18 protein-coding genes are annotated in these 21,247 nt (G+C 67.8%); 13 read left to right on the top strand and 5 right to left on the bottom strand.

Features of this window, described 5'->3' with window-relative positions; genetic code table 11:
• The first annotated feature begins 43 nt into the window (after positions 1 to 43).
• Both NBY69_RS11505 and NBY69_RS11500 read left to right on the top strand, forming a co-directional pair.
• Complete coding sequence (locus NBY69_RS11505) at positions 44 to 715, top strand: GntR family transcriptional regulator (protein WP_250300638.1); 672 nt, start codon at positions 44 to 46, stop codon at positions 713 to 715.
• A 67-nt stretch (positions 716 to 782) separates the two neighbouring features.
• Complete coding sequence (locus NBY69_RS11500) at positions 783 to 1,991, top strand: amidohydrolase family protein (protein WP_250300636.1); 1,209 nt, start codon at positions 783 to 785, stop codon at positions 1,989 to 1,991.
• A 142-nt stretch (positions 1,992 to 2,133) separates the two neighbouring features.
• On the opposite strand, the gene NBY69_RS11495 is transcribed toward NBY69_RS11500, so the two are convergent.
• Entirely contained in the window at positions 2,134 to 2,535 is a 402-nt protein-coding gene (locus NBY69_RS11495; RefSeq protein WP_250300634.1) for a DUF5997 family protein, read from the bottom strand.
• A gap of 106 nt (positions 2,536 to 2,641) precedes the next feature.
• Here NBY69_RS11495 and NBY69_RS11490 point away from each other — a divergent pair, with 106 nt between their 5' ends.
• Complete coding sequence (locus NBY69_RS11490) at positions 2,642 to 3,409, top strand: LysR family substrate-binding domain-containing protein (protein ID WP_250300633.1); 768 nt, start codon at positions 2,642 to 2,644, stop codon at positions 3,407 to 3,409.
• Positions 3,410 to 3,612: 203 nt separating this feature from the next.
• Positions 3,613 to 4,524: a DUF4157 domain-containing protein gene (locus tag NBY69_RS11485; RefSeq protein ID WP_250300631.1), complete on the top strand. Its 912-nt coding sequence runs from the start codon at positions 3,613 to 3,615 to the stop codon at positions 4,522 to 4,524.
• A gap of 33 nt (positions 4,525 to 4,557) precedes the next feature.
• Here the strand turns inward: NBY69_RS11485 and NBY69_RS11480 are convergent, their stop codons facing one another.
• Positions 4,558 to 5,904 carry a hypothetical protein gene (locus tag NBY69_RS11480; protein WP_250300629.1) on the bottom strand — a complete coding sequence of 449 codons (1,347 nt, stop codon included), beginning with the start codon at positions 5,902 to 5,904 and terminating at the stop codon, positions 4,558 to 4,560.
• 211 nt (positions 5,905 to 6,115) lie between these two features.
• Between NBY69_RS11480 and NBY69_RS11475 the strand changes: the two genes are divergently transcribed.
• The 6 genes from NBY69_RS11475 (at position 6,116) to NBY69_RS11450 (ending at position 14,196) form a co-directional block, all read left to right on the top strand.
• Positions 6,116 to 6,742 (top strand): response regulator transcription factor, encoded by a 627-nt coding sequence (locus NBY69_RS11475; RefSeq protein ID WP_250300628.1) that lies wholly within the window; start codon positions 6,116 to 6,118, stop codon positions 6,740 to 6,742.
• Positions 6,743 to 6,971: 229 nt separating this feature from the next.
• Complete coding sequence (locus NBY69_RS11470; RefSeq protein WP_308409475.1) at positions 6,972 to 9,077, top strand: VWA domain-containing protein; 2,106 nt, start codon at positions 6,972 to 6,974, stop codon at positions 9,075 to 9,077.
• A gap of 59 nt (positions 9,078 to 9,136) precedes the next feature.
• Positions 9,137 to 9,931, top strand: a complete 795-nt coding sequence (locus tag NBY69_RS11465; RefSeq protein ID WP_250300627.1) for a DUF4255 domain-containing protein — start codon at positions 9,137 to 9,139, stop codon at positions 9,929 to 9,931.
• A complete protein-coding gene (locus tag NBY69_RS11460; protein WP_250300626.1) occupies positions 9,928 to 12,009 on the top strand; it encodes an ATP-binding protein in 2,082 nt (693 codons plus the stop codon). The genes NBY69_RS11465 and NBY69_RS11460 overlap by 4 nt, the downstream gene beginning before the upstream one ends.
• A 109-nt stretch (positions 12,010 to 12,118) precedes the next feature.
• A complete protein-coding gene (locus tag NBY69_RS11455) occupies positions 12,119 to 12,934 on the top strand; it encodes an alpha/beta fold hydrolase (protein ID WP_250300625.1) in 816 nt (271 codons plus the stop codon).
• The gene (locus tag NBY69_RS11450; protein ID WP_250300624.1) at positions 12,931 to 14,196 is read left to right on the top strand and encodes a cytochrome P450; all 1,266 of its coding nucleotides are present in this window, start codon (positions 12,931 to 12,933) and stop codon (positions 14,194 to 14,196) included. Before NBY69_RS11455 ends, NBY69_RS11450 begins: the two co-directional genes overlap by 4 nt.
• A 27-nt stretch (positions 14,197 to 14,223) precedes the next feature.
• On the opposite strand, the gene NBY69_RS11445 is transcribed toward NBY69_RS11450, so the two are convergent.
• Positions 14,224 to 14,556 carry a hypothetical protein gene (locus NBY69_RS11445; protein ID WP_250300622.1) on the bottom strand — a complete coding sequence of 111 codons (333 nt, stop codon included), beginning with the start codon at positions 14,554 to 14,556 and terminating at the stop codon, positions 14,224 to 14,226.
• A gap of 179 nt (positions 14,557 to 14,735) precedes the next feature.
• On the opposite strand from NBY69_RS11445, the gene NBY69_RS11440 reads away from it, so the two are divergent.
• The 3 genes from NBY69_RS11440 (at position 14,736) to NBY69_RS11430 (ending at position 16,585) form a co-directional block, all read left to right on the top strand.
• Complete coding sequence (locus tag NBY69_RS11440; protein WP_250300620.1) at positions 14,736 to 15,605, top strand: helix-turn-helix transcriptional regulator; 870 nt, start codon at positions 14,736 to 14,738, stop codon at positions 15,603 to 15,605.
• Positions 15,602 to 15,841: a DUF397 domain-containing protein gene (locus tag NBY69_RS11435; protein WP_250300618.1), complete on the top strand. Its 240-nt coding sequence runs from the start codon at positions 15,602 to 15,604 to the stop codon at positions 15,839 to 15,841. Before NBY69_RS11440 ends, NBY69_RS11435 begins: the two co-directional genes overlap by 4 nt.
• Positions 15,842 to 16,267: 426 nt before the next feature.
• A complete protein-coding gene (locus NBY69_RS11430; protein ID WP_250300616.1) occupies positions 16,268 to 16,585 on the top strand; it encodes a transposase in 318 nt (105 codons plus the stop codon).
• A gap of 137 nt (positions 16,586 to 16,722) precedes the next feature.
• On the opposite strand, the gene NBY69_RS11425 is transcribed toward NBY69_RS11430, so the two are convergent.
• Both NBY69_RS11425 and NBY69_RS11420 read right to left on the bottom strand, forming a co-directional pair.
• On the bottom strand, positions 16,723 to 17,415 hold the full coding sequence (locus tag NBY69_RS11425; RefSeq protein WP_250300615.1) for a hypothetical protein: 693 nt from the start codon (positions 17,413 to 17,415) through the stop codon (positions 16,723 to 16,725).
• A 31-nt stretch (positions 17,416 to 17,446) separates the two neighbouring features.
• Complete coding sequence (locus tag NBY69_RS11420) at positions 17,447 to 21,241, bottom strand: hypothetical protein (RefSeq protein ID WP_250300613.1); 3,795 nt, start codon at positions 21,239 to 21,241, stop codon at positions 17,447 to 17,449.
• Positions 21,242 to 21,247: the final 6 nt, after the last annotated feature.

The following is a 21,247-nucleotide window of genomic DNA, read 5'->3' as shown; positions in this document are numbered from 1 at the left end:
CGGTCATGCCCTCGCTGCCGGTCGCGCCCTCCGAGGAGACGCCATGACGAACGATTCGCCCGGGACCGGCGCATCCCATGTGGAGCACGCCGAGCGCACGATCCGCGCGCGCATCCTCTCGGGCGAGTACGCGCCCGGTGAACGCCTGCGCGAGCGTGAGTTGTCGGAGGGGTTGGGGTACTCCCGCATCCCGGTCCGTGAGGCCTTGACCCGCCTCACCTCGGAGGGGCTGGTCGAGCTCTCGCCGCGGCGCGGTGCGTCCGTGCGGCGGCTGTCCCTCCGCGACGTGGCCGAACTGTTCGACCTGCGCCTCAGCCTGGAGGTCTTCGCGGCCCGCAAGGCCGCGGAACAGTGCGCCGCCGGACAGCGGGGCGGACGGCTGCGTGAGCTCATGGCCATCGCCGAGGCCGCCACCGGGCGGGGCGACCTGCGCGAGATCCCCGAGGCCAACACCGCACTGCACGCGGAGATCGTCGCGATGACCGGGAACCGTCTGCTGCAGACGGCCCTTCAGCCGTCGCTCGGCCTGGTGCAGTGGCTGTTCACCCTCACCGGAGGGCGGGATCCGCGCGTCCAGTGCGCCGAGCACCAGGAGATCTGCGCCGCCATCCACGCGGGCAAGCCCGACCTGGCCTCCGCCCTCTCCTACGTACACATCGAGAGAGGGCGCGAACCTTCCCTGGAGACCCTCGCAGAGGTGCTCCCGGCCGACTGACCGCCGTCGGGATGCGACTGCGTCCCCTCGCGCGGGATACGAACGATGCGAAATCTGGAGAAAACCCATGCTGATCACGAACGTACGTCCCTGGGGCGGAGAGCCCTGCGACATCGAGATCCGGGACGGTGTGATAGCCGCGCTCACCGCCCACGCCGCGGACCGGCAGGCGCCCGCCGACAGCGTGGCGGGCCGGGGTCGGCTCGCCCTGCCGTCCTTCTCCGACGTTCACTGCCACCTCGACTCGACCCGTATCGGCCTGCCGTTCCGCCCCCACACGGGCGGCCCCGGTGTCTGGGGCATGACGATGAACGACCGTGCCCACTGGCGGGAGGACGAGTGGGGCGTGGCCGAGCGGGCCACCCACACCCTGGGACGCATGATCGAGCGCGGCACGACACGGGTCCGCAGTTACGCGCAGATCGACGCGGACTGCGGACTGGAGCGCTTCGAGGGCGTCCTCGCGGCCAAGGAGGCGCACGCCGACCGGTGCGAGGTCGAGATCATGGCCTTCCCGCAGGCCGGGCTGCTCAAGGAGAAGGGCGTGCCCGAGCTGATGGACCAGGCCCTGTCGTCGGGAGCAGCCGTCGTCGGCGGCATCGACCCGTGCACCCTGGACCGGGACCCGGTACGCCACCTGGACATCCTCTTCGACCTCGCCGAGCGCCACCAGGCACCCATCGACGTCCACCTCCACGAGCCCGGCCCGCTGGGCGTGTTCAGCGTCGACCTCATCCTGGAACGGGTCCGCGCGCTGGACATGGCCGGCCAGGTGACGCTGTCCCACGCCTACGACCTGGGGAGCGTCGACGAGGCGACCACGCGGCGGCTCATCGAGGAGTTCGCCGAGCTGGACATCGCGATGGCCACGGTCGCTCCTGCCCAGCACCACGCGCTGCCGCTGGCCGACCTGACGGCTGCGGGGGTCCGGGTCGGCCTGGGAGAGGACGGCCAGCGAGACTTCTGGTCGCCCTACGGCAACGCGGACATGCTGGACCGCACCTGGCAGCTCGCCTTCACCAACCGCTACCGGGCCGACGAACTGATCGAGCACTGCATGGCCGTCGCCAGCCGCGGTGGCGCCTCGATCCTCGACGGGAACCTGCCACGGCTGGCATCCGTCGCCGACCGCCCCGGTCTCGCCGTGGGTGACCGTGCGGACCTGCTGCTCCTCGACGGCGAGACGGTGACGTCGGCGGTCATGGACCGCAGCGCCGACCGTACGGTCCTGCACGCGGGCCGGGTTGTCGCCGACGCTCTGCAGCTCGTCGGCTGACGCGGCGGCCCGCTTCTGCGGCCGTCACGTCCGGCTCCGTACTCCGGAGCAGCGTGGCGGCAGCCGGAACGGGGCGGGACCAGGGAACGCGAGCGGGATGCGGGACCAGGGAACGCGGGTGGGACCAGAAACGCCCGTGGGATCAGGAACGCGGGCCGGACTGAGTGCCTCGTTCCGCGTTCTTCTCCTTGACGCGTACGGCTTCCTTGCGGACCTCGGCCTGAGTGGCGCGCTCACGCTCCAGCCACTCGGGGCGGTCCGACTTCAGCGCCTCGATCTGCTCGGTGGTGAGGGCGTCCGTGACTCCGCCCCGGGCGAGACCCGAGATGGAGACGCCCAGCTTCGCCGCGACCACCGGCCGGGGGTGCGGGCCGCTGCGGCGCAGCTCCACCAGCCACTCGGGCGGGTCGGTCTGCAGCGCGTTCAGTTCGCTGCGCGAAACGACACCCTCCTGGAACTCGGCGGGGGTGGCTTCGAGGTACACACCCAGCTTCTTCGCCGCGGTAGCGGGCTTCATCGTCTGGGTGGTCTGGTGCGACGTCATGGTGTCAAGAGTAACGAGCGTGTGCGACGCCTCCGACCACGCCTGCGACCGCGCCTGCGACCACGCCCGCGACCGCGCCTCCGATCACGACCGGTAACCTGGCCGGGTGACAGGCTCGGAAGTACCCCCTTCGTTCCGGCTCGCCTATGTCCCAGGCGTGACACCCACCAAGTGGGTGCGGATCTGGAACGAGCGGCTGCCCGACGTCCCGCTGACCCTCGTCGCGGTGTCCGCCGCCGAAGCATCCGACGTGTTGCGGGCCGGCGGCGCCGACGCCGGGTTCGTACGGCTGCCCATCGACCGGACGGACCTCAGCGCGATCCCTCTGTACACGGAGACCACCGTGGTCGTGATCCCGAAGGATCACGTCATGGCGGCCGTCGCCGAGGTGACCGCCGAGGAGCTGGCCGACGACATCGTGCTGCACCCCCTCGACGACACCCTCGAATGGGAGAACCGGCCGGGGCTGCCCGCGTTCGAGCGCCCGGCCACCACGGAGGACGCCGTCGAACTGGTGGCAGCGGGAGTGGGGTTGCTCGTCGTCCCGCAGTCGCTCGCCCGCCTGTACCACCGCAAGGACCTCACGTACCGGCCCGTTCCGGACGCTCCGGAGTCGCGCGTCGCGCTGTCGTGGCCGGAGGACGAGACCACCGACCGGGTGGAGGACTTCATCGGCATCGTCCGCGGGAGGACCGTCAACAGCACTCGCGGGCGTGCCCCGGCCCCCGCCCCGGCCCAGCCGAAGCGCAAGCGGCCCGACAAGGGCGGCGCGCAGGGCAAGCCCGCAGCGGGAAAGTCCACCGGCAAGGGTGCGCGGAGCGGCTCCGGTGGCGCCCAGGGCGGCAAGCGGGGCAAGCCGCGTCGCCGGCCGTGACCAGGCGGCCCGGACGGCCTGCCGTCCGGGTGCCGATGGCGTGACGTCCGGGGGGCCGGACCGTACGGACCGGCTGCCCGAACGGGCAGCTGCGGCTGCCCCGGGCGGGTGAGGGACGTGCTGGACGGGGCAGCGTCCCTGCGGCGAAGGTGGAGGATCGAGGCCACGTGTGGCGGCGCCTTCGACCGGCGCGGTCAGGGGAGATGACGATGAGCGTGCACGATCACCCGCACGAGCAGGACCACGATCCGGTACACGACCACGACCACGGGCAGGCGCACGACCGGGGCCAGGAGCACGGCCGCCACGAGTACGACGAGGCGTCCGCCCCGGCCGGAGGTGTCGATGCCCAGGAGAGCCCGGCGGACACCTCGCGGCTCTACCGGGCGGCCGTCTCCCATCGCGCCGATGTGGTCGGAACAGCCGGAATGGGCGTCCTGCAGCGGTCCGTCGGCAACAGTGCCGTCGGGGCGATGGTCCAGCGCAGCAGGGACCGGGAGGCCGAAGGTCCGGAGACCGAGGCCGAGCAGGCCGGGGCGGACCGGCGTTCCCCCGTGCACGATGTCATCTCCTCCGGAGGGGCGCCGCTGGACACCGATACCCGGGCCGATCTGGAGGGACGGATGGGCGCCGACTTCTCCGACGTACGGGTGCACACCGACTCCGCGGCCCACGAATCGGCGAAGGGCGTCGGCGCACACGCGTACACGGTCGGCAACAACGTGGTCTTCCAGCGGGATGCCTACGATCCGTCCTCGCCGCAGGGCCGTACGACGCTGGCGCACGAGCTGACCCATGTGGTCCAGCAGCGCAACGGGCCGGTGGAAGGCACGGAGGCACCCGGCGGGATCCGGGTGAGCGACCCTTCCGACCGGTACGAGCGGGAGGCCGTGGCGAACGCGGACCGGGTGCTGTCGGAGCCCGCCCCGGCCGCCGACCCGGCTCCTGCCGCCGCAGCCCCGGCTGCCGCCTCCGTCCCCGCGGTGCAGCGCGCGGAATCCGAGGACGAGGACGAGCAACCAGCCGATGTGCAGGGCTCGTTCGTCCAGCGAGCGGAGGCTGAAGGCGCGGGAGAAGAGAAGGAGAAGGAAGAAGAGGAGTCCCCGTCGGCGTGAGCCCCCATCGGCGTGAGCGCCCGGCGCGGCCGGTCAGCTCTTGGGCTGCATCGTTCCACCGAGGAGCAGGGACTCGGCGCACCGTGAGGGTGTCGGTGCGTTCACCGGCTTGCCCACCTTGCGGCAGTCCACGGTCATGGTGACCTTGCCGCCCGGGGTCACCAGGATCGGGGTGACGAAGTGGTAGTCGGAGTCCCGGAAGTTCTCCAGTGCGAGGCGCAGCACCGGTGAGTCCTGGCCGGACGACACCGTGATCGTTCCGGCGTCGCCCTGCGGGTTCTGGACCACGATGTCGGTCAGCCGGAAGGTGTGCGTGTCCGGCACCTGCAACGCCGTCGCGGTGGTCGAGCCGCCTCCCACCGCGTCCCTGACCTGCACGTGTGCGCTGGTCGGGGCGGCGGCCGACGCGGCATCGGCCGCCGATGACGGGCTCGGCCCGGGGCCGCCCGTCCCGTTCGATCCCGCGCTCGCCCCCTGCTTTCCGCCGCTACTGGACGCCGTGTCGCCACCCGTACTGTCACCCGCGCTGTCGCCGCCGGAAGCGGCGCCCGGCTTCTTGCTCTCCTCGGCAGCCGCAGACGCGACGGCCTCGGGCGTGATGGCCTCCCGGGCCGCCGACTTCACGGCCGGTCTCAGCAACCCGTACCAGATACCGCCCGCCGCGAGGATCAGCACGACCGCGACGGCGATCGCCCGCGGCAGCCAGCGCGGGAGGATCGCCTCCTGCTGGTAGGAGCCGTCGACGACCACCGGTTCGAGCGGCTCCTGACCCTCCAGGACGGCGGCCGTGGCCGTCGTCTGGAACGGGTGAGTGAGGGGTGTCCCGCGCCACATCCGCTTCGTCGGCTTGACCCGCAACGTGCCGAACTCGGCCTTGCCTGGACCGATCCGCAGCTCCGGCTCGGTGAACGTGATGCGCGCGCGCTCCGTACCGGACCGGGCACCGAGCCGCACGGTGACGGGAACATTGCCCCGGTTGTCCACGGCGAACTGGTGCGTGCCGCGTCGGGAGCCGTGCGAAGCGCGCGGCACCAGCTCGCCCGTCAGATCGGTGAAGGGCAGGACGGTCACCCGTCCCTCGGGCACCACCGCTTCGCCCGGTTCGCTCGTCGGCACCACCCGGATGCCGAACGCGCTCTCGCCCGCAAGGACGGACGAGTCACGCGGCGGGCGGAACCTCACCTCCACGGTCCCCGAATTGCCCGGGTACAAGGACAGGCTCTGCGGTTCCACGGCTGCCCAGGCAGCACACGAGCCGACCATCTCGAAGCGGTATTCCTCCACGGTGGAACCGGAGTTGAGCACCTGCAGGGGAACGACCGCCTCCTCGCCGGGAGTGGCGGTGACGATCGACGCGTCGAGGCTTGCCGTGAGACTCATAGCCGCAACGTAGGAGCGGAGGCGACCCACGACATCGGCCGCGAAGGAATACTTTCAGGCAGATTCGCTGCCCGTTACGACATTCTAGTTTCCTTGTCAGTACACCCGGGCATCGTTTGACCGCCTCATGACCCATGAGACACACATATGCAGCCGTGAAGTCAGCGCAATGTGTGGCGCGTTCCGGCTGTTGCCCAGGGGGAGCCTTGCTATGGAGCGCACCAACGTCGCCTTACGTGCACAGGATCCGATCTCTCAAGCCGGTGTGGCCAGTCAGCTGCGTGCACGACCCGAGGTCAGCCTGACCGAGTGGACCGAGGGCGAGCCCTCGCCCCAGGTCGCCGTCGTGGTCGTGGATGCGATCGACGAGGAGGTGTTGCGGATGCTGCGTCACATCCAGCGCACCAGCACCGCCCGAACTGTCCTGGTCACGACCGACATCGACGAACAGAAACTGGTCAGTGCCGCAGAGTGCGGCGTAGCCGGAGTGGTCCGCCGCGCCGAGGCGACCCCGGATCATCTGGTACAGGTCATCGCGACCGTGGCGCGCGGCGAGGGACACCTCCCCTCCGACCTGCTCGGGCGGCTGCTGGAGGAGGTGGGCCGGCTCCAGGGGCAGGTACTGGGGCCGCGCGGACTGCACTTCACCGGGCTCGCGGCCCGTGAGATCGACGTGCTGCGGCTGGTCGCCGAGGGCTACGACACCGCGGACATCGCCACGAAGTTGGCTTATTCCGAGCGCACGATAAAGAACGTCCTGCACTCGGTCATGACCCGTCTGCAACTGCGCAACCGGTCGCACGCCGTGGCCTACGTCATGCGGCAGGGGCTCATCTGACGTACCCGGTCCCGCTGTTGGGGAGTGCCGGGAGTGCGGGGGCATGTGCCCGTGCGCCCCCGGCGCTGCCCCAAAGGGCAGTTGAGGCTTCCCGTCTCTGTGGTTCGCGGCGCGCTGTGCGATCGCGGCCGGTGCGGGACCGTGCGGACAGGCGAACCGACGGGCCGGTGTGCTGCCGGTACGCCGGTCGGCTCGCCGGACCGTTCGGCGGGGTACGGGGGAGGCTTCGGTGCGAGGGATCCAGCGGTTACGGCACGTCCCACGGTTCGGCCCGGTGCGGCGGGCGGAACCCCCACCGGTCACGGGCTGGAACAGGATCCGGCGTACCGTCGGCGCCCTCCGCTTCCCGGCGCTCGCCCTGCTGCTCCTGACCATCGGGCTCGGCCCGGGTGCCGGTTCACCGGCCCTGGCCGTGGACGTACCACCGGAGCCCTGGGTCACCCCGGCGACGGTCCACGAGGCGGTCGATCCGGGCGGGTCCATCGCCGTCGACAAGCAGGTACGGACGCCGACGATCCCGCCCAAGCCGGACGTGGTCCTGCTCGTCGACGGCACGGCGAGCATGGGGGACGCGATCAAGAGTGTCCGGGACGACCTGCCTGCGATCACCGACAAGATCCTGGCCGGTCAGCCGGACTCGCGCTTCGCCGTGGCCACGTTCGGGGACCAGGTCGGCGACGTCAACGCGGGTTTCAGGGTGCTGACAGGACTGACCGACGACCTCTCGAAGGTGCAGGACGGTGTCAACGGGCTGAAGACCGATCTGGGCGGTAAGAGCAAAGGCCCGTCCGAGGACTGGATCAACGGGCTCTGGCAGATAGCGAACGGAGCAGGGGGCCAGACCGTCTTCCGCGACGGCGCCAGCCCGGTCGTCGTGCTGGTGAGTGACGCGTCCAGCCATTCTCCCAGCAACGGTCACACCATCGACGACACGATCTACGCACTACAGGACAAGGGCGTCCGGGTGATCGGCGTCGATGTCGTCAACCAAAGCACCATCGGGGACGGCCTGGACGGTAACGGCGACGCCGGTGACCCCAACTACGTCGAGGATCCGCCCACCGTCCCGGGGCAGGCCACCCGCATCATCAAAGCCACCAACGGCCGAATGCTGGAGGGCATCGACAGCGACAAGGTCGCCGAAGCCATCGCCGACGGCTTCAGTGACTTGCCGACGACCGTCGGACACCGCCTCGACAACTGCGACCCGCATCTGAACGTGGCTCTCGACCCGCCCACCGCCTCCGTCACCAGCGGGGACACCGCACACTTCGCCGAGACCATCGACGTCGCGGCGGACGCCCCCCAGGGCACCACGCTGACCTGTACCGTCCAGTTCCTGCTCGGTACGCAGGCACCCGGAACGCAGAGCGTCGGCCCGGCAGCGGTCGGCGACCCGGACTTCCAGCAGAAGATCAGCATCGATGTGAACGACGTCAGTGCGCCCGTGGTGACCGTGGACAACCGCACGGTCAGAGCCACCGGCGACAACGGCGCCCGTATCAACTACACCGCGACCGCCCAGGACGCCGAGGACGGCGCGCTCCCCGTCAGTTGCACGCCCGCGTCGGGTTCGCTGTTCCCGGTCGGCGTGACCACGGTCACCTGCACGGCCACGGACGCGGCCGGTAACACCGGTACGGCCACCGCCCGGTTCGAGGTGGAGAAGCGGCCCGTACCGCCGTCCGCGGACGTGGCGGTGAAGGTTGCTGTCTCACCGGACCGTACATACACGACCCGCCCTGCGACAGCGCGCTACACCGTGACCAACGCGGGCCCCGACACGGCCACCGGCGTGGTCATCGGCTCCACCTGGCCGAACACCTCTGCCGCCAAGGACCGTTCACTGATCGCGCAGACCCGGTGCACGGCGAGCAGACCGTGCACCGTCCCGGCCGGTGGCCGCATCGAGGTGACGCAGACGGCGACCTACCGTGCGGCGATCACCGGCGTCGTCCGGGCCGAGGTGAGCGGCACCCTGCCCGACAAGCGCTCGGTCGACAACAGGGCCCAGGACGGGCTGCGCGTCCTGAAGCCCTCGCTCACCGTCACCCCGCAGGTCGCCAAGCCCGGCCAGGTGGTGGTGGCCCGGGGGAAGGACTACCCGCCGGGCGAGAGCGTACGACTCACCTGGGACGTCGGGATCACGGCGGCCACCAGCGGTGTGGCGGCCGGCCGGGACGGCACCTTCGAGGCGCAGGTCCTGGTCCTGCGCAAGGACCGGCTGGGCCCGAGGGAGCTCCGCGCGGACGCCTCACGTCTCGAACGGCTGAAGAAGCCGGTCCTGGTGGTCCAACGCAACACCGAACCACCGGACTTCGCGGGCCGCGAGTAACCACACGCCCCCCCACGTACATCTGCACATTCCGTACCTCACTATCCGGGAGTGATCAGGTGATCCACGAGGTCGACGACGTGCTGCGGGCCCTGATCCGGGCCGAGGTGCTCGAAGGGGGCCAGATCGCAGTGGTCTTCGACGCCCCCACCAGGGAGTGGGCCGCCAAGGTCAACGCTCCGATGGTCAACCTCTACCTCTACGACATCCGGGAGGACGTACGGCGGCGTGAGCGGGGCCTGCACAACGAGTACGACGAGCGCGGCACGATCGTCGCCCGCCGCCGCCCGCCCCGCTTCTTCAAACTGTCGTACCTGATCACCGCGTGGACCAAGCGCCCGGAGGACGAACACCGGCTGCTCTCCTCGCTGTTGGCCTGCCTCCTGCAGCACGAGGCGCTGCCACCGGAGCGGCTGGCCGGATCCCTGGCGGAGATCGGGGCCTCCGTACCGATGTCGATCGCGCTGCCGCCCCCGGAGGACCGGTCCTTCGCCGACGTGTGGAGCGCGCTGGGCGGTGAGCTGAAACCCTCGCTGGACCTGGTGATCAGCGTGCCGGTGACGGCCTCGCCCTCGTACGGTGCGGGCCCGCCGGTACGGGACGAAGGACTCCAGGCGCGGTTCGGGGAGCTTCCGGTGCCGCCGGAGCGGCGGATGCGGTCGTTACCGGGGCACCAGGGACTACCGGTGTACGGGAGCCGGCCCGGACGTCCGGAGCGGGAGGCCGTGTCACCTTCGCCGGAGACAGGCAGGGACCGTCGTAGCGGCCTCTCCTTGCGTATCACCGAGAACCGCCGTGCCGAGGACCGTCGCTCGGGCCGCACGCCGAGAAGTCAGGAGGACAGCACCGAATGACCACCCCGGCCACCTCGGCCAGCCCGGCCGTTCCCGCCGCCTCCGGCAATCCCAGCCTGCGCCATCTCCTCGCCCGAGCCCTCCTCGTGGAGCAACGCATCCGACGCGCCGTGGAGGCCAGGGAGCTCACGGACCCGTCCCCGGACGACGAGTTCCGTGGCCTGTATCTGACCGCCGAGACGATCACCCGGCTACTGGACGACGACACGTCCCGCGCGTACCCCACACCGGTCCAGGAAGAGCCGCCGGATTCCGACGACGGCTCCCGACTGGCAGCCCTGACGAGGGAGTTCGGACTCACCGCACTCGACACGGAGATCCTTCTCATCGCACTCGTACCGGACCTGGACGACCGCTTCGAAGCGTTCTACGGGTACCTCAACGACGACGTCACCCGTCGCCGCCCGTCCATCGGCCTGGCTCTTGGCCTCTGCGGTCGCGCCCCCTCCGACCACGCCGCCCGTGCCCGCCTGGGCGCCCAAGCCTCGCTGCGCGCAGGCCGGTTGCTGCTGTCCGAGGAGCTGGACCGCCCCTACCTGGGCCGTTCCCTGCGCGTCCCCGACCGGGTCACCGCCCACCTCCTGGGCGACGACACCCCGGACCCCCGGCTGGCCGGACTGCTGGCCGACTGGCATGCGGTGGCCGGGGTCGGCGATCCGGCGCCACTCGCCCGGGTCCTCGACCGAGGCGTCCCACTCGCCTATCTCCAGGAGGACCAGGGAGGCGCGGGCACAGCACTGGCGGCGTCCGCGCTCACCCTCGCGGGCCGCGAGGTCCTGGGCCTGGACCTGTCCCGGCTCGCGGAGGATCCGTCCCCCACCGACGCGGTACGCACCCTGGTCCGCGAGGCGCGGCTCACGCACGCCGGTGTCATCTGCGCCCCGCTCGACGCGGTGTCCCGGGAACACCCGCACCTCCTCCGGCTGCTCACCGACACCCCGGTCCCGACGATCCTGGTGGGCCGGGCCCCCTGGGACGCGTCGTGGTCGGTGACCCCGCCCCTGCTCCTGCACGCTCCCCGGGTGGAGCCGACGGCGCGCGCGGCCCTGTGGACCGACGCCTACGCCCGCCGTGCCGAGACCCCGGTGCCGGACGCCATCGACGTGGACCGGCTGCTCGCCCCTTTCCTGCTCACTCCGGAACAGCTCATCGGGGCCGCGCGCGGGGCCGCCCAGACGGCCCAACTGGACGGCGGACCCCTGACGCCCGACCACGTACGCCACGGGGCCCGCGCCCAGAACGCGGCAGGCCTGGACCGGCTGGCCCGCCGTATCGAACCGACGGTCACCTGGAACGATCTGGTCCTGCCCCCGGACACCCACAGCCAACTCCGTGAACTCACCGCCCGCGCCCGCCACCGCGACCGGGTCCTGGGGGAGTGGGGCATGCGGCCGGGAGGCGGCCGGGGCCGCGGTGTATCGGCGCTCTTCGCAGGCGACTCCGGCACCGGCAAGACGATGTCGGCGGAGGTGATCGCCGCAGACCTCGGCCTGGACCTCTACACGGTGGACCTGGCCACGGTGATCGACAAATACGTGGGCGAGACCGAGAAGAACCTGGAACGTATCTTCTCCGAAGCGGCAGGCGTGAACGGGGTCCTGCTCTTCGACGAGGCGGACGCGATCTTCGGCAAACGCTCGGACGTGAAGGACGCCCACGACCGCTACGCGAACGTCGAGAGCGCGTACCTCCTCCAGCGCATGGAGTCCTTCGACGGCCTGGCCATCCTCGCCACCAACCTCCGCGCCAACCTGGACGACGCCTTCACCCGCCGCCTCGACCTCGTCATCGACTTCCCGGTCCCGGACCCGGAGCAACGCCTCACCCTCTGGGAGCGCTGCCTGGGCCCGGTACTCCCGCGCGGTACGGACCTGGACCTTGCGTTCTGCGCGGACAATTTCGAGCTGGCGGGCGGCAATATCCGCTCGATCGCGGTGACAGCCGCGTACTTGGCGGCGGACACGGACGAGCCGGTGACCATGGCGACGCTGATCCACGCGATCCAGCGGGAGTACCAGAAGCTGGGGCGGCTGACGCTGGCGTCGGAGTTCGGCCCGTATCTGGGATGGGTGACGTGACGCCGGAGGTTCCCCCACGCGCACTTGCGCGGGCCCCGGGTTGCCGCCACCGTGGGCGGGGCCGGGCCGGTGACAGACCCGCCCGATCCGTACGGCGACAGGAGCCGACGTGACCTCACTGACCCTGCCCCACGCGCTGCACGGCAACGGCCCGCACAAGGTGATCGCGGTCCACGGCTGGCTCGCCGACCGGTCCGCGTACGACCCGGTGCTGGCGGATCTCGACCTCGGCTCGTTCCAGTACGCACTGGTGGACCTACGGGGTTACGGGGAGGCCAGGGACGCGGAGGGCACCTTCACCACGGCCGAAGGGGCCGCCGACGTGATCGCGCTGGCCGACCACCTCGGCTGGGACCGGTTCTCGCTGATCGGCCACTCGATGGGCGGCTCCGTCGCGCAGCGAACCGTGGCCGCCGCACCGCACCGGATACGGCGGATCGTCGGGGTCTCACCCGTCCCCGCGTCAGGCCTGCCCCTCCCGCCCGACCAGTGGGAACTCTTCGCCGCGGCGGCGCACACCCCGCAGAACCGCCGCACGATCCTCGACACCACCACCGGAGGCCGGCGCCCGGCGGGCTGGCTGGACCGGATGGTGCGCCGCTCGGTCGACCGGAGCGACGCGAAGGCGTTCCGGACCTGGCTGGATTCCTGGGCGGGCGAGGACTTCCACGACCAGATCGAAGGTTCACCCGTGCCCGCCCTCGCCGTCGCGGGCGCGCTGGACCCGGCCCTGTCGGCGGAGTTGCAGCGCGCCACCTGGATGCGCTGGTTCCCGCGCGCCGAACTGGTCGAGCTGCCTTCGTGCGGCCACTACGCGATGGACGAGGCTCCGCTCGACCTGATCCGTACGGTGGAGGACTTCCTACGAGCCGATGCCGAGGACGAGGACGACGCCGACGCTGAGGACGACGGGGCGAAGGCATGAACGACGTTCCCGTACCGGACGTGTTCGACCCGAGGCAGTACGCCCGCGGCATCCCCCACGACCGCTACCGCCACCTGCGCGACCACCACCCCGTCGCCTGGCAGGAGGAGCCGGAGGTACTCGGCTGGCCGGCGGGCCCCGGCTTCTGGGCGGTCACCCGGCACGAGGACGCCGTCCGGGTCCTGAAGGACTTCTCGACGTACTCCTCGCACCTGGGCGCCACCCAGATCCGCGACCCGGACCCCGAGGATCTGCCGTTCATCCGCCGCATGGTGCTCAACCAGGACCCACCGCACCACCGGCGCCTGCGCACCCTCGTCAGCCGCGCCTTCACCCCGAAGCGCGTCGACCGCTTCGAGACAGCCGTCCGCGAACGCGCCCGCTCCCTCCTCACCCGGGCGCTCGCCGAGGCACAGGCCACCGACGGCACCTGCGACCTCGTCACCCAGGTCACCGACGACTACGCCCTGCTCAACCTCACCGACCTGCTGGGCGTACCGGACACCGACCGGCGCCTCCTCCTCCACTGGACCCAACGCGTCATCGGCTACCAGGACCCGGACGAGGCCGGCACACCGGTACTGGGCCCGGACGGCAAGCCGGTCAACCCACGCTCCCCGGCGGCCCTCCGCGACATGTTCGACTACGTACACGAACTGGCGGCCCACAAGCGCCGCCATCCCGGCGACGACGTGATGACAGCCCTGGCCACGGACCCCGAACTCACCGCTCCAGAGCTGGAGATGTTCTTCTTCATCCTGGTGGTCGCAGGCAACGACACGGTACGCAGCGCGGCCCCCGGCGGCCTGCACCTCCTGGCCCAACACCCTGAGGCGTACAGCCGCCTGCGCAACGGCGAGGTCCAACTCCCCACCGCCATCGACGAACTCCTCCGCCGCCACCCACCGGTCCTCACCATCCGCCGCACCGCGACGCAGGACACGGACCTGGCGGGCACGCGTGTCCGCAGTGGCGACAAGGTGGTGGTCTTCCACGCCTCGGCCAACCACGACGAACGCGTCTTCCGCGACCCGTTCGCCCTGGACCTTTCCCGGTCCCCGAACCCACACATCTCGTTCGGAGACGGCCCCCATGTCTGCCTGGGCGCGCACTTCGCCCGCTTGGAACTACGGGTTCTGTACGAGGAGGCGTGCCGCATTCTTCCGCCGGGTCCACTCCAACTCGCGGGCCCGCCGAGCCGCTTGGTGTCGAACTTCATCAACGGTCTGAAGTCGTTGCCGGTCCGGGCGGCTGAGCTTTGACGGTCCGGCCAGCGGTCCCGTATCGCCTCAGCTGAGCCCTTCCGGCCAGATCAACCGAGCGCGGGTCCTGCTTCCACCACTGAAGAATCGAAGAGCCGAGCCAGGCGTACGGGCGCTGAGGCGCGAGACACCGTTGACGGAGACGACATCGGCTCGATCTTCGAACGCCAGCCCCCAGGCTGCCACGGCGCCATCCTCGCAATCTCCGAGTTCTTGTACGACAGCGAACATGCGCGGCGCGGACTCTCGCACGATGTCGTGCAGCAGCGACTCGAACTCCTGCCTGCCAAGCAGCCCCAACTCCTGCGAATCTGCGTTGTCCTCGCGGGGCTCATCAACGTGGTGCGACTTCTCATTCATGGTGTACCTCCACGGGTTGGCGATACTGTTGAGTCTAAATTTTTATTCAACAGAACGCAGTCGCTCAATCGGGTGATGCTCAACTGCTCTCTTGCGAAGCTGATTTCCTGTTGGGCAAGCAGGTACCTCGCCCAGACGCGCGTCCAGTGCCCGCGTCACGTGTGTCAAGGAGAAGTGCAGTGACCGAGACATCCAGCCCCACGGTGTGGCGACGTTGGCTCGCATTCGAGCTGGTCCGTCTGCGGAAGCAGGCAGGGCTCGACCAGAAGGAGGTAGCCAAGGCGCTGCGCTGCACCGTCGCGAAGGTTTCGTACTACGAGACGTCCGAACGTCCCGTGGTCTTGCGGGACTTGGACGAAGTCCTGCTCCCGCTCTACGGCGTTCCGAAGGAGCGTTGGGACGACTACCTCCGAGCTGCCAGGAACGCCCGCCGCAAGGGCTGGTGGGAGGGGGAGGGCGGGGCCCCGATGCCGAGTTGGTTTTCCCTGTTCATCGGCTTGGAACAAGGGGCATCGCAAGTTCGGGCGTACGAGAGCGAGGCCATCCCGGGGCTCCTCCAGACCAGGGCGTACACCGACGCCATCACGCGACGGGGCACCGCCGAGCGGGAACGGGACGAAGTGGAGCGTCTCACCGACCTACGCATGACGCGGCAGTCCGCGCTGATTCGGGAATCCGCCCCGCTGCGACTCTGGACGGTGCTCAACGAAGCGGTCCTGCGCCGAGTCGTCGGTAGCCCGGCGATCATGAGGGACCAACTTCTCCACCTTGCCGAGATGAATCGCCATCCCAAGATCACCGTGCAGGTACTCCCGTACGAGCACGGGGCTCACCCTGGCATGGCGGCAGGCCCGTTCCAGATCCTCGGCTTCCCGTGGCCGGCCGACCCCGGCGTGGCGTATGTGGAGCATCGGGCGGGCGCTTGTTACCTCGAACGCACCCACGAGATCGAGGCGCATACTGTGGCCTTCGAACACCTCGTCGCACTGGCGCTGAGTCCGGAGGACTCAGTGGCGATGGTGCGAGAAGTCGCGAAGGAATACGTGTGAACGACATAGAACAGCCTCGGTCGTACGACGAGTTGAACGCACTGGTGTGGCGGAAGTCCACCTTCAGCGGCGATCAGGGGGCCTGCGTGGAGGTCGCGCCCTTGCCAGATGGTCGCATAGCCGTACGTAACAGCAATCACCCCGATGCGGGAGCCGTGCATTTCACCGTTGTAGAGATGGACGCCTGGATTAAGGGCGCGAAGGCGGGGGAGTTCGACTACCTCGTCGGTGAGTAGCCAGCCACCAGACCTGCTGAGCGTGCCGGACAGCGATCGGGGCTGCCTCCTGCGCTGGAACCAAGGTGTCATTGGATACCAGGATCCGGACGAGGCCATCACATCGGTACTGGGCCCGGGACGGTATGCCGGTCAACACGCGGCCTCTGGTGTCACTGCGCGACATGTTCGACTACGCGTACGAGTTGGTGGCGCACAAGCGCCAATTCCCAGACGACGACGTGGTGACGACCCTGGCCACGGAAACCGAACTGACAGCGCCGGAACCGGAGACGTATGTCTTCCTGCTGGTGGGCGCCGAAACCGACACGGAACGACAGTGCAGCACCCGGCGGTTTGCACCTCTTGGCGGGAGTTTCCGCGTGCACCGGGGCCGCAAGGGCGAACCCAAGGCCTTCCACCTGGCAGGACTACCGCGACCCCATCGTGCGGGCACACAACCAGCTCAAAGGCCCCATCGTCCTGGTCTGGGACAACCTGCACACCCATCTCATGCCGCAGATGAAGGAATTCATCGCCGCGAACGAGGACTGGCTGACCGTCTTCCACTTCCCGCCCGACGCACCTGACCTCAACCCGCAGGAAGGCATCTGGTCCCTGGTGAAGCGAACGATCGGCAACCTCGCCGCCGCGAACCTCGACCAGCTCGCCGCCGCCGTGAAGCGCAGCCTCAAGCAGACCCAGAACCGATCACACCTCATCGACGGCTGCCTCATAGGAACCGGCCTGACCCTGACCAGCTGACACGATCAAGCAGACATCGTAAATTCAAGTTCAGTAACAGCTTGACCAAGGAGATAGGGGCACCCTCTGCCGCATTGGTGCCATCATCCAGGCCGTCCACACGCTTTTGAACTGCAACTATTCAGGATGAAAGAGGTTCAGTGTGAGGTCTTTATTGATAGGCGATCGAGGAGAGGTCCGTAATCGACATCAGGGAACTCGATCTGTAGGAAGTCAAGTAATTTCTTTATGTGGGTTGCGATGTAGATATTGCCCGGTTCTGTCAGAGATATGTCCGAGAAGAGATACTGCCAATAGTGTCCACCTTTGGTGATTCGGACATTGTCAAGGTAAGAGCAGTAGCTAATATGTAGCTTGTACGGCCCTCGGGTATTGTCGTAGAACCAAAGCTCCGGCGTCACGCCGAATGGCATCATCCGCAGGCTTCCCAGGGTGCCGGACCCGCTTTGGGAGTGGGTGTCGAAAATCCGGAATCGAGAAAATAGGTCCTGCTGTTCGGGGCTCCATTCGCTGCGGTTGTGCCATGGCGGTGGACCCATTCGTATACTCTCAGATAGGTGGAGAAGGTTGAATTCGCCACCTATCTCCGATTCTGGATCGGATGCTTGCCAGTGAGCTCCGACATCTCGGAATCGCATAAAACAGTTCTGCATCTCCTCGGGGAGGACGGTGTAGCCCTGAGATGCAAGCTGCTCGAACACCTTTTGAGCGTCTCCGGCTCGCTTGAGGAGATCACCTTGATTACTGGAAAGTACTGTCACTGCTGGGGATGCAATGAGATCTTCTGTTATCTGAACGAACCTCTGCTCGATAGTGCTCAGCTCTGTCACAGTTGCCCCTCTCGCGGGGATTTCGAAGTGTTCAGGGAATGGTAATCTCTCCAAGTCGAATGACAGATTTAAGTAGGTCGAGCATCACGGGTAGACCGGCCCATGGGATAGGTTTTGACTGGTCCCATGCCTCCAGCCGGTCTTCCAGGTCGGTGACCGAGTCGTAAGGTTTCTGTATTCCTTGGGCATTTTTTCGAAGTAAAACAACCTGACGTGCGAAATAAAGGTATTCCTCCCCGCCCATGCGGTCTGCGATTCTCGCTTCTCCGGCCGTGTTGAGGCTGATGGTCTGGACAGCTGTATTTGGCGGGGGATTTTGAGGGTCTGAATATGATCCCGAAGGGGTATGTCTGCGTATCCATTGGCTGCCGTCACTGTCGTAAGTTCCCCAGGAGACATCTATGAGACTCGGGAAGCCCTCATATCGTGCTCCGTGGCCGAACTCGACCTTGACTTGATACCAGATCGCTGGGTTCTTTGGATGTTCATTCGAGTACGCGAGGAATGAATGAGCAGGCTCCTCGACTTTTGTTAAGAAGTCCGGATTGTTTACGCTCTGGCGTGCCGGCACAAGATTTGAGTCGGTCGCCATCCCCCCTAGTCGACCGGGAAGGAGGTGCATCTTCAGCCAGTATTCCTGCGGGCCTTGAAGTTTTCTGGCGTCGACGTAACGCCAGCCCTTCAGCGTGAACCCCTTGTTCGCTGTGGAGACCTGGCCTTCGGGAGGTGGCCACGCTATGTAATGGGCGGTAAAATTCGTAGCCAGAACACTGTTTCGGAACGGTGGGAGTACGGGAGGAGGAAGCGGTGGCAACGGCTTCTTTTGGAGGGCCAGGAGTTCGGCCAGCCGCTCAAATTTGAGTACCAACTCATCAAAGCGAGCCTGCATGTTGGGATGACTGGCTGCGACAGACCTCTTCGTTGGTAGCGCCTGCTCCGCACGCATTACTTCGTTGTGCTGGCTGAGTGCGTCGCTGTGCGCAGATTCCTGTGTCGTTCTTTCGGATGAAGAAACGCTTGGAAGGGAGTCTTTCCAGCGTAACAGGTAATCGGTTATCGAAACTGGCGTGCTGTGGACCATCAGCTCCCTGCGACTTCCTACTTCTTTGAAGAGGAGCGTATGGCTTCCAAAATCTGCCGTGCGGAATCTTCTCTTTGGGAGGGTGTAAAAGAATGGCTTCTTGTCTTTTGCTTTACTGGTGTCGGCGCCGGTGCGATCGGGGTGATTCGGTCTTGAATTCCGCGCGTCACCTTTGTCGTCATTCCTGCCCTTTCTGTCTTTCGCTCTGGCCCAGAGAGCCTTCCCTTTCTTTGCGATGAGGTCGACGATTTTGTCGATGGCCCTGTTGACGGGCCGGGCCACCGCATGGAAGACGCTCTTGACCTTGCTGGCAAGGCCGCCGATCCCCAAGAGTGAAGCCAGGAACCCGATCAGCACCGGGACGCTCGCCGCCAGCGCCGCCTCCACCATCTTCGGAACCCCGGCCGAGCCGCCGTTCGCGATGGAAATGACCGCGTCCAGAATGGAGTTGACGAACTCCACCAGTTGCGCGCCCTGGTTCACGACAAAGGAGACGATGTCGATGATTCCCTTGACCGCGCGGACGAATGCCGAGGCAGGGTTGAGCAGGGAGACGATCCAGGTGATGCCCGCGATCAGGACCGTGGGGATCAGGTAGCTGGTGAGTTTGCTGAGGATGGTCGACTTGAGGTCGCCGGCCTCGGCGGCGATTTCCTTTACCGCGCCTGCCGGGCCTTCTCGTACGAGGTTCTGGGCGACCGGCACGGACTGTTCCACCGCGCTCATGGCCTGGTCGGGAACGCCCTTGCGGGTGACTCGGGCTCGGATGTTCGCCCAGGTCAGGCCCAGTAGCGAGGCGATGATCTGGATGATTCCCTTGATGTCGAACTTCTGGGGGAGTTCCAGGCCCGCTTGGACCGCGGTGCCCAGCAGCCAGGACACGACGCCCGATTTGAGGTGTTCGGCGATATTGGTGATGAAGAGCTGGAGCCCGGCTCCTACCGCCCGCACGAGGTTGCCCAGGAACCCGATCGGGTCCTTGATGATCTTCATGATCGCGGAGGCGGCCTTGGCGAGGATGCCCAGGAGCAGGTTCTTCAGGTCGTTGATCGTCTTGATGACGCCGACGATCGCGTCCTTCGCCTTGTCGACCAGGCCCTTGTTGGCGTCCTGGAGTTTCTTGATGTCCTCGTCGATCTTCTTCAGGGCCGCTGTGTACTTCGTCGCCAGGTCCTGGACCAGTTGCTTCGACTTGTCGTTGACCTCGGTTTCCAGGTCGTCGAACTTTCCGGCGAAGTCCTTCGCTGATTCCTCGCCGAACTTCCGTAGGTCGGCGGGGAGTTTGTCGACCTCGGCCTTCAACTCGTTCCGGCCCTTGGCGATGCGGGCCTTCGCCTTGCCCAGTTCCGTACCGATGAGGTCGGCGACGGACGAGATGACGCCCTGCATGCGGGAGACGTAGAGCTTCCGGGACTCCTGGTAGAGGCTGTTGGCCTCCTTCGGCATCCCCATGAGCTTGTCCTTGGCCCACTTGAGACCACCGGACATCCCGGAGTACCGCTTGTGCTTGTACGCGTTCATCCGGCGCTTCTGGTCCGTGGTGAACGCGTCCCGGGCGGCCTTCTCGCCCGCCGTGAATTTCTCGTCCACCTGCTTGTCCAGGCCGGAGAGGATCTTCTCGACGTCGCTCTTCGTGGCGTCGAATACCTTCTGGAGCTTCGAGGTGACCTGGGCGCGCTTCTGCTCGTCCTGCGACTTCGCCGTGCCCTTCCCGGCGTCGACCTTCTTCCCCGCACCGGTACGGGTGGCCGTCAGGGCATTCATGGCCTGGGCGCCGGAGGAAGCGGCGCCCGCCTTCGCCTTGGAGAGCTGCTGGTTCTCCGCAGCCCTGCCCTGCGCGGGGGCCTTCGCGGAGTGGGCCTCGGCTGACTTCTTCGCCGACAGGGCCTGGTTGAACTCCGGTTCGTTGCCCTTGGCCAGTTGGCCCTCGGTGACCTGGGCGTCCGACATTTCCTTGTCGTTCGCCTCGGGGCCGCCCGAGAAGTCGGTGACGGCCGCGGGCTGTTTCTCAGGGATCGCGGCGGCGGCGTCCGGGGCGCCCGGGTTCGCCGGTGGGTGGTCGGGGGTCATCGGGGTGACCGGCTTGTCCTTGGCCGCCGCGGTGTCCGGCGGGGCCTTGGTGGCGGTGTCGATGTCCTTCGCCGAGGACGTCTTGCCGTCGGTGACCTTGCCGTCCACCTCGGACTTGATCTTGTCGGCCTTGCCCGACTTGGAGAACTTGTCGGCCTCGTCGAGGTTCTTCGGGGCCTGCGCGTCGATGGCCTTGTTCACCGCGTCGATGAACGCCTGCTTGTTGAACTCGCCCGGTTTCGCCGCGTTCATCTTCTCGGCGTTGGCCGCCTTGCCCTGGGCTTCCTTGTCGTCCGGGGGAGCGACCGCCGCGTCCTGGGCCGACTTGGATTCGCCTGCGGCGGGCGGGTGTTGGGAGACCCTCTGCTTCTTCGCGGTGACATCCGCGTTGACCGCGCGCAGCCCCGGCGCCTGTTCGGCCGGGGTGATCACCACGGGGGCCGGTCCGGTTCCGCCGGCCGCCGAGGGCGCTTTGGTGAGGCGCTGCGCGACCACCATCCGGGCCACCGTTGCGTTCCCCAACCGGCCCTGGAGACGCTGTGCGGTGCGCGGGTCGAGCCTGCGGGCGTGCGGTGCGGTGGGTGAAGGGGTGCGCTCGGGAGCGGACGACTCCGTCGAGCGGGACAGGCTGGTGCGGGTGGCGTCGGCGCGTTCCTTCCCCGAAGTCGCCTTCATCCGCAC

It is taken from the genome of Streptomyces sp. A 4/2 (genome assembly GCF_940670765.1).
GTDB lineage: Bacteria > Actinomycetota > Actinomycetes > Streptomycetales > Streptomycetaceae > Streptomyces.
Note: the sequence above shows the minus strand (reverse complement) of the source record. Positions and strands in the feature narration are given on the sequence as shown.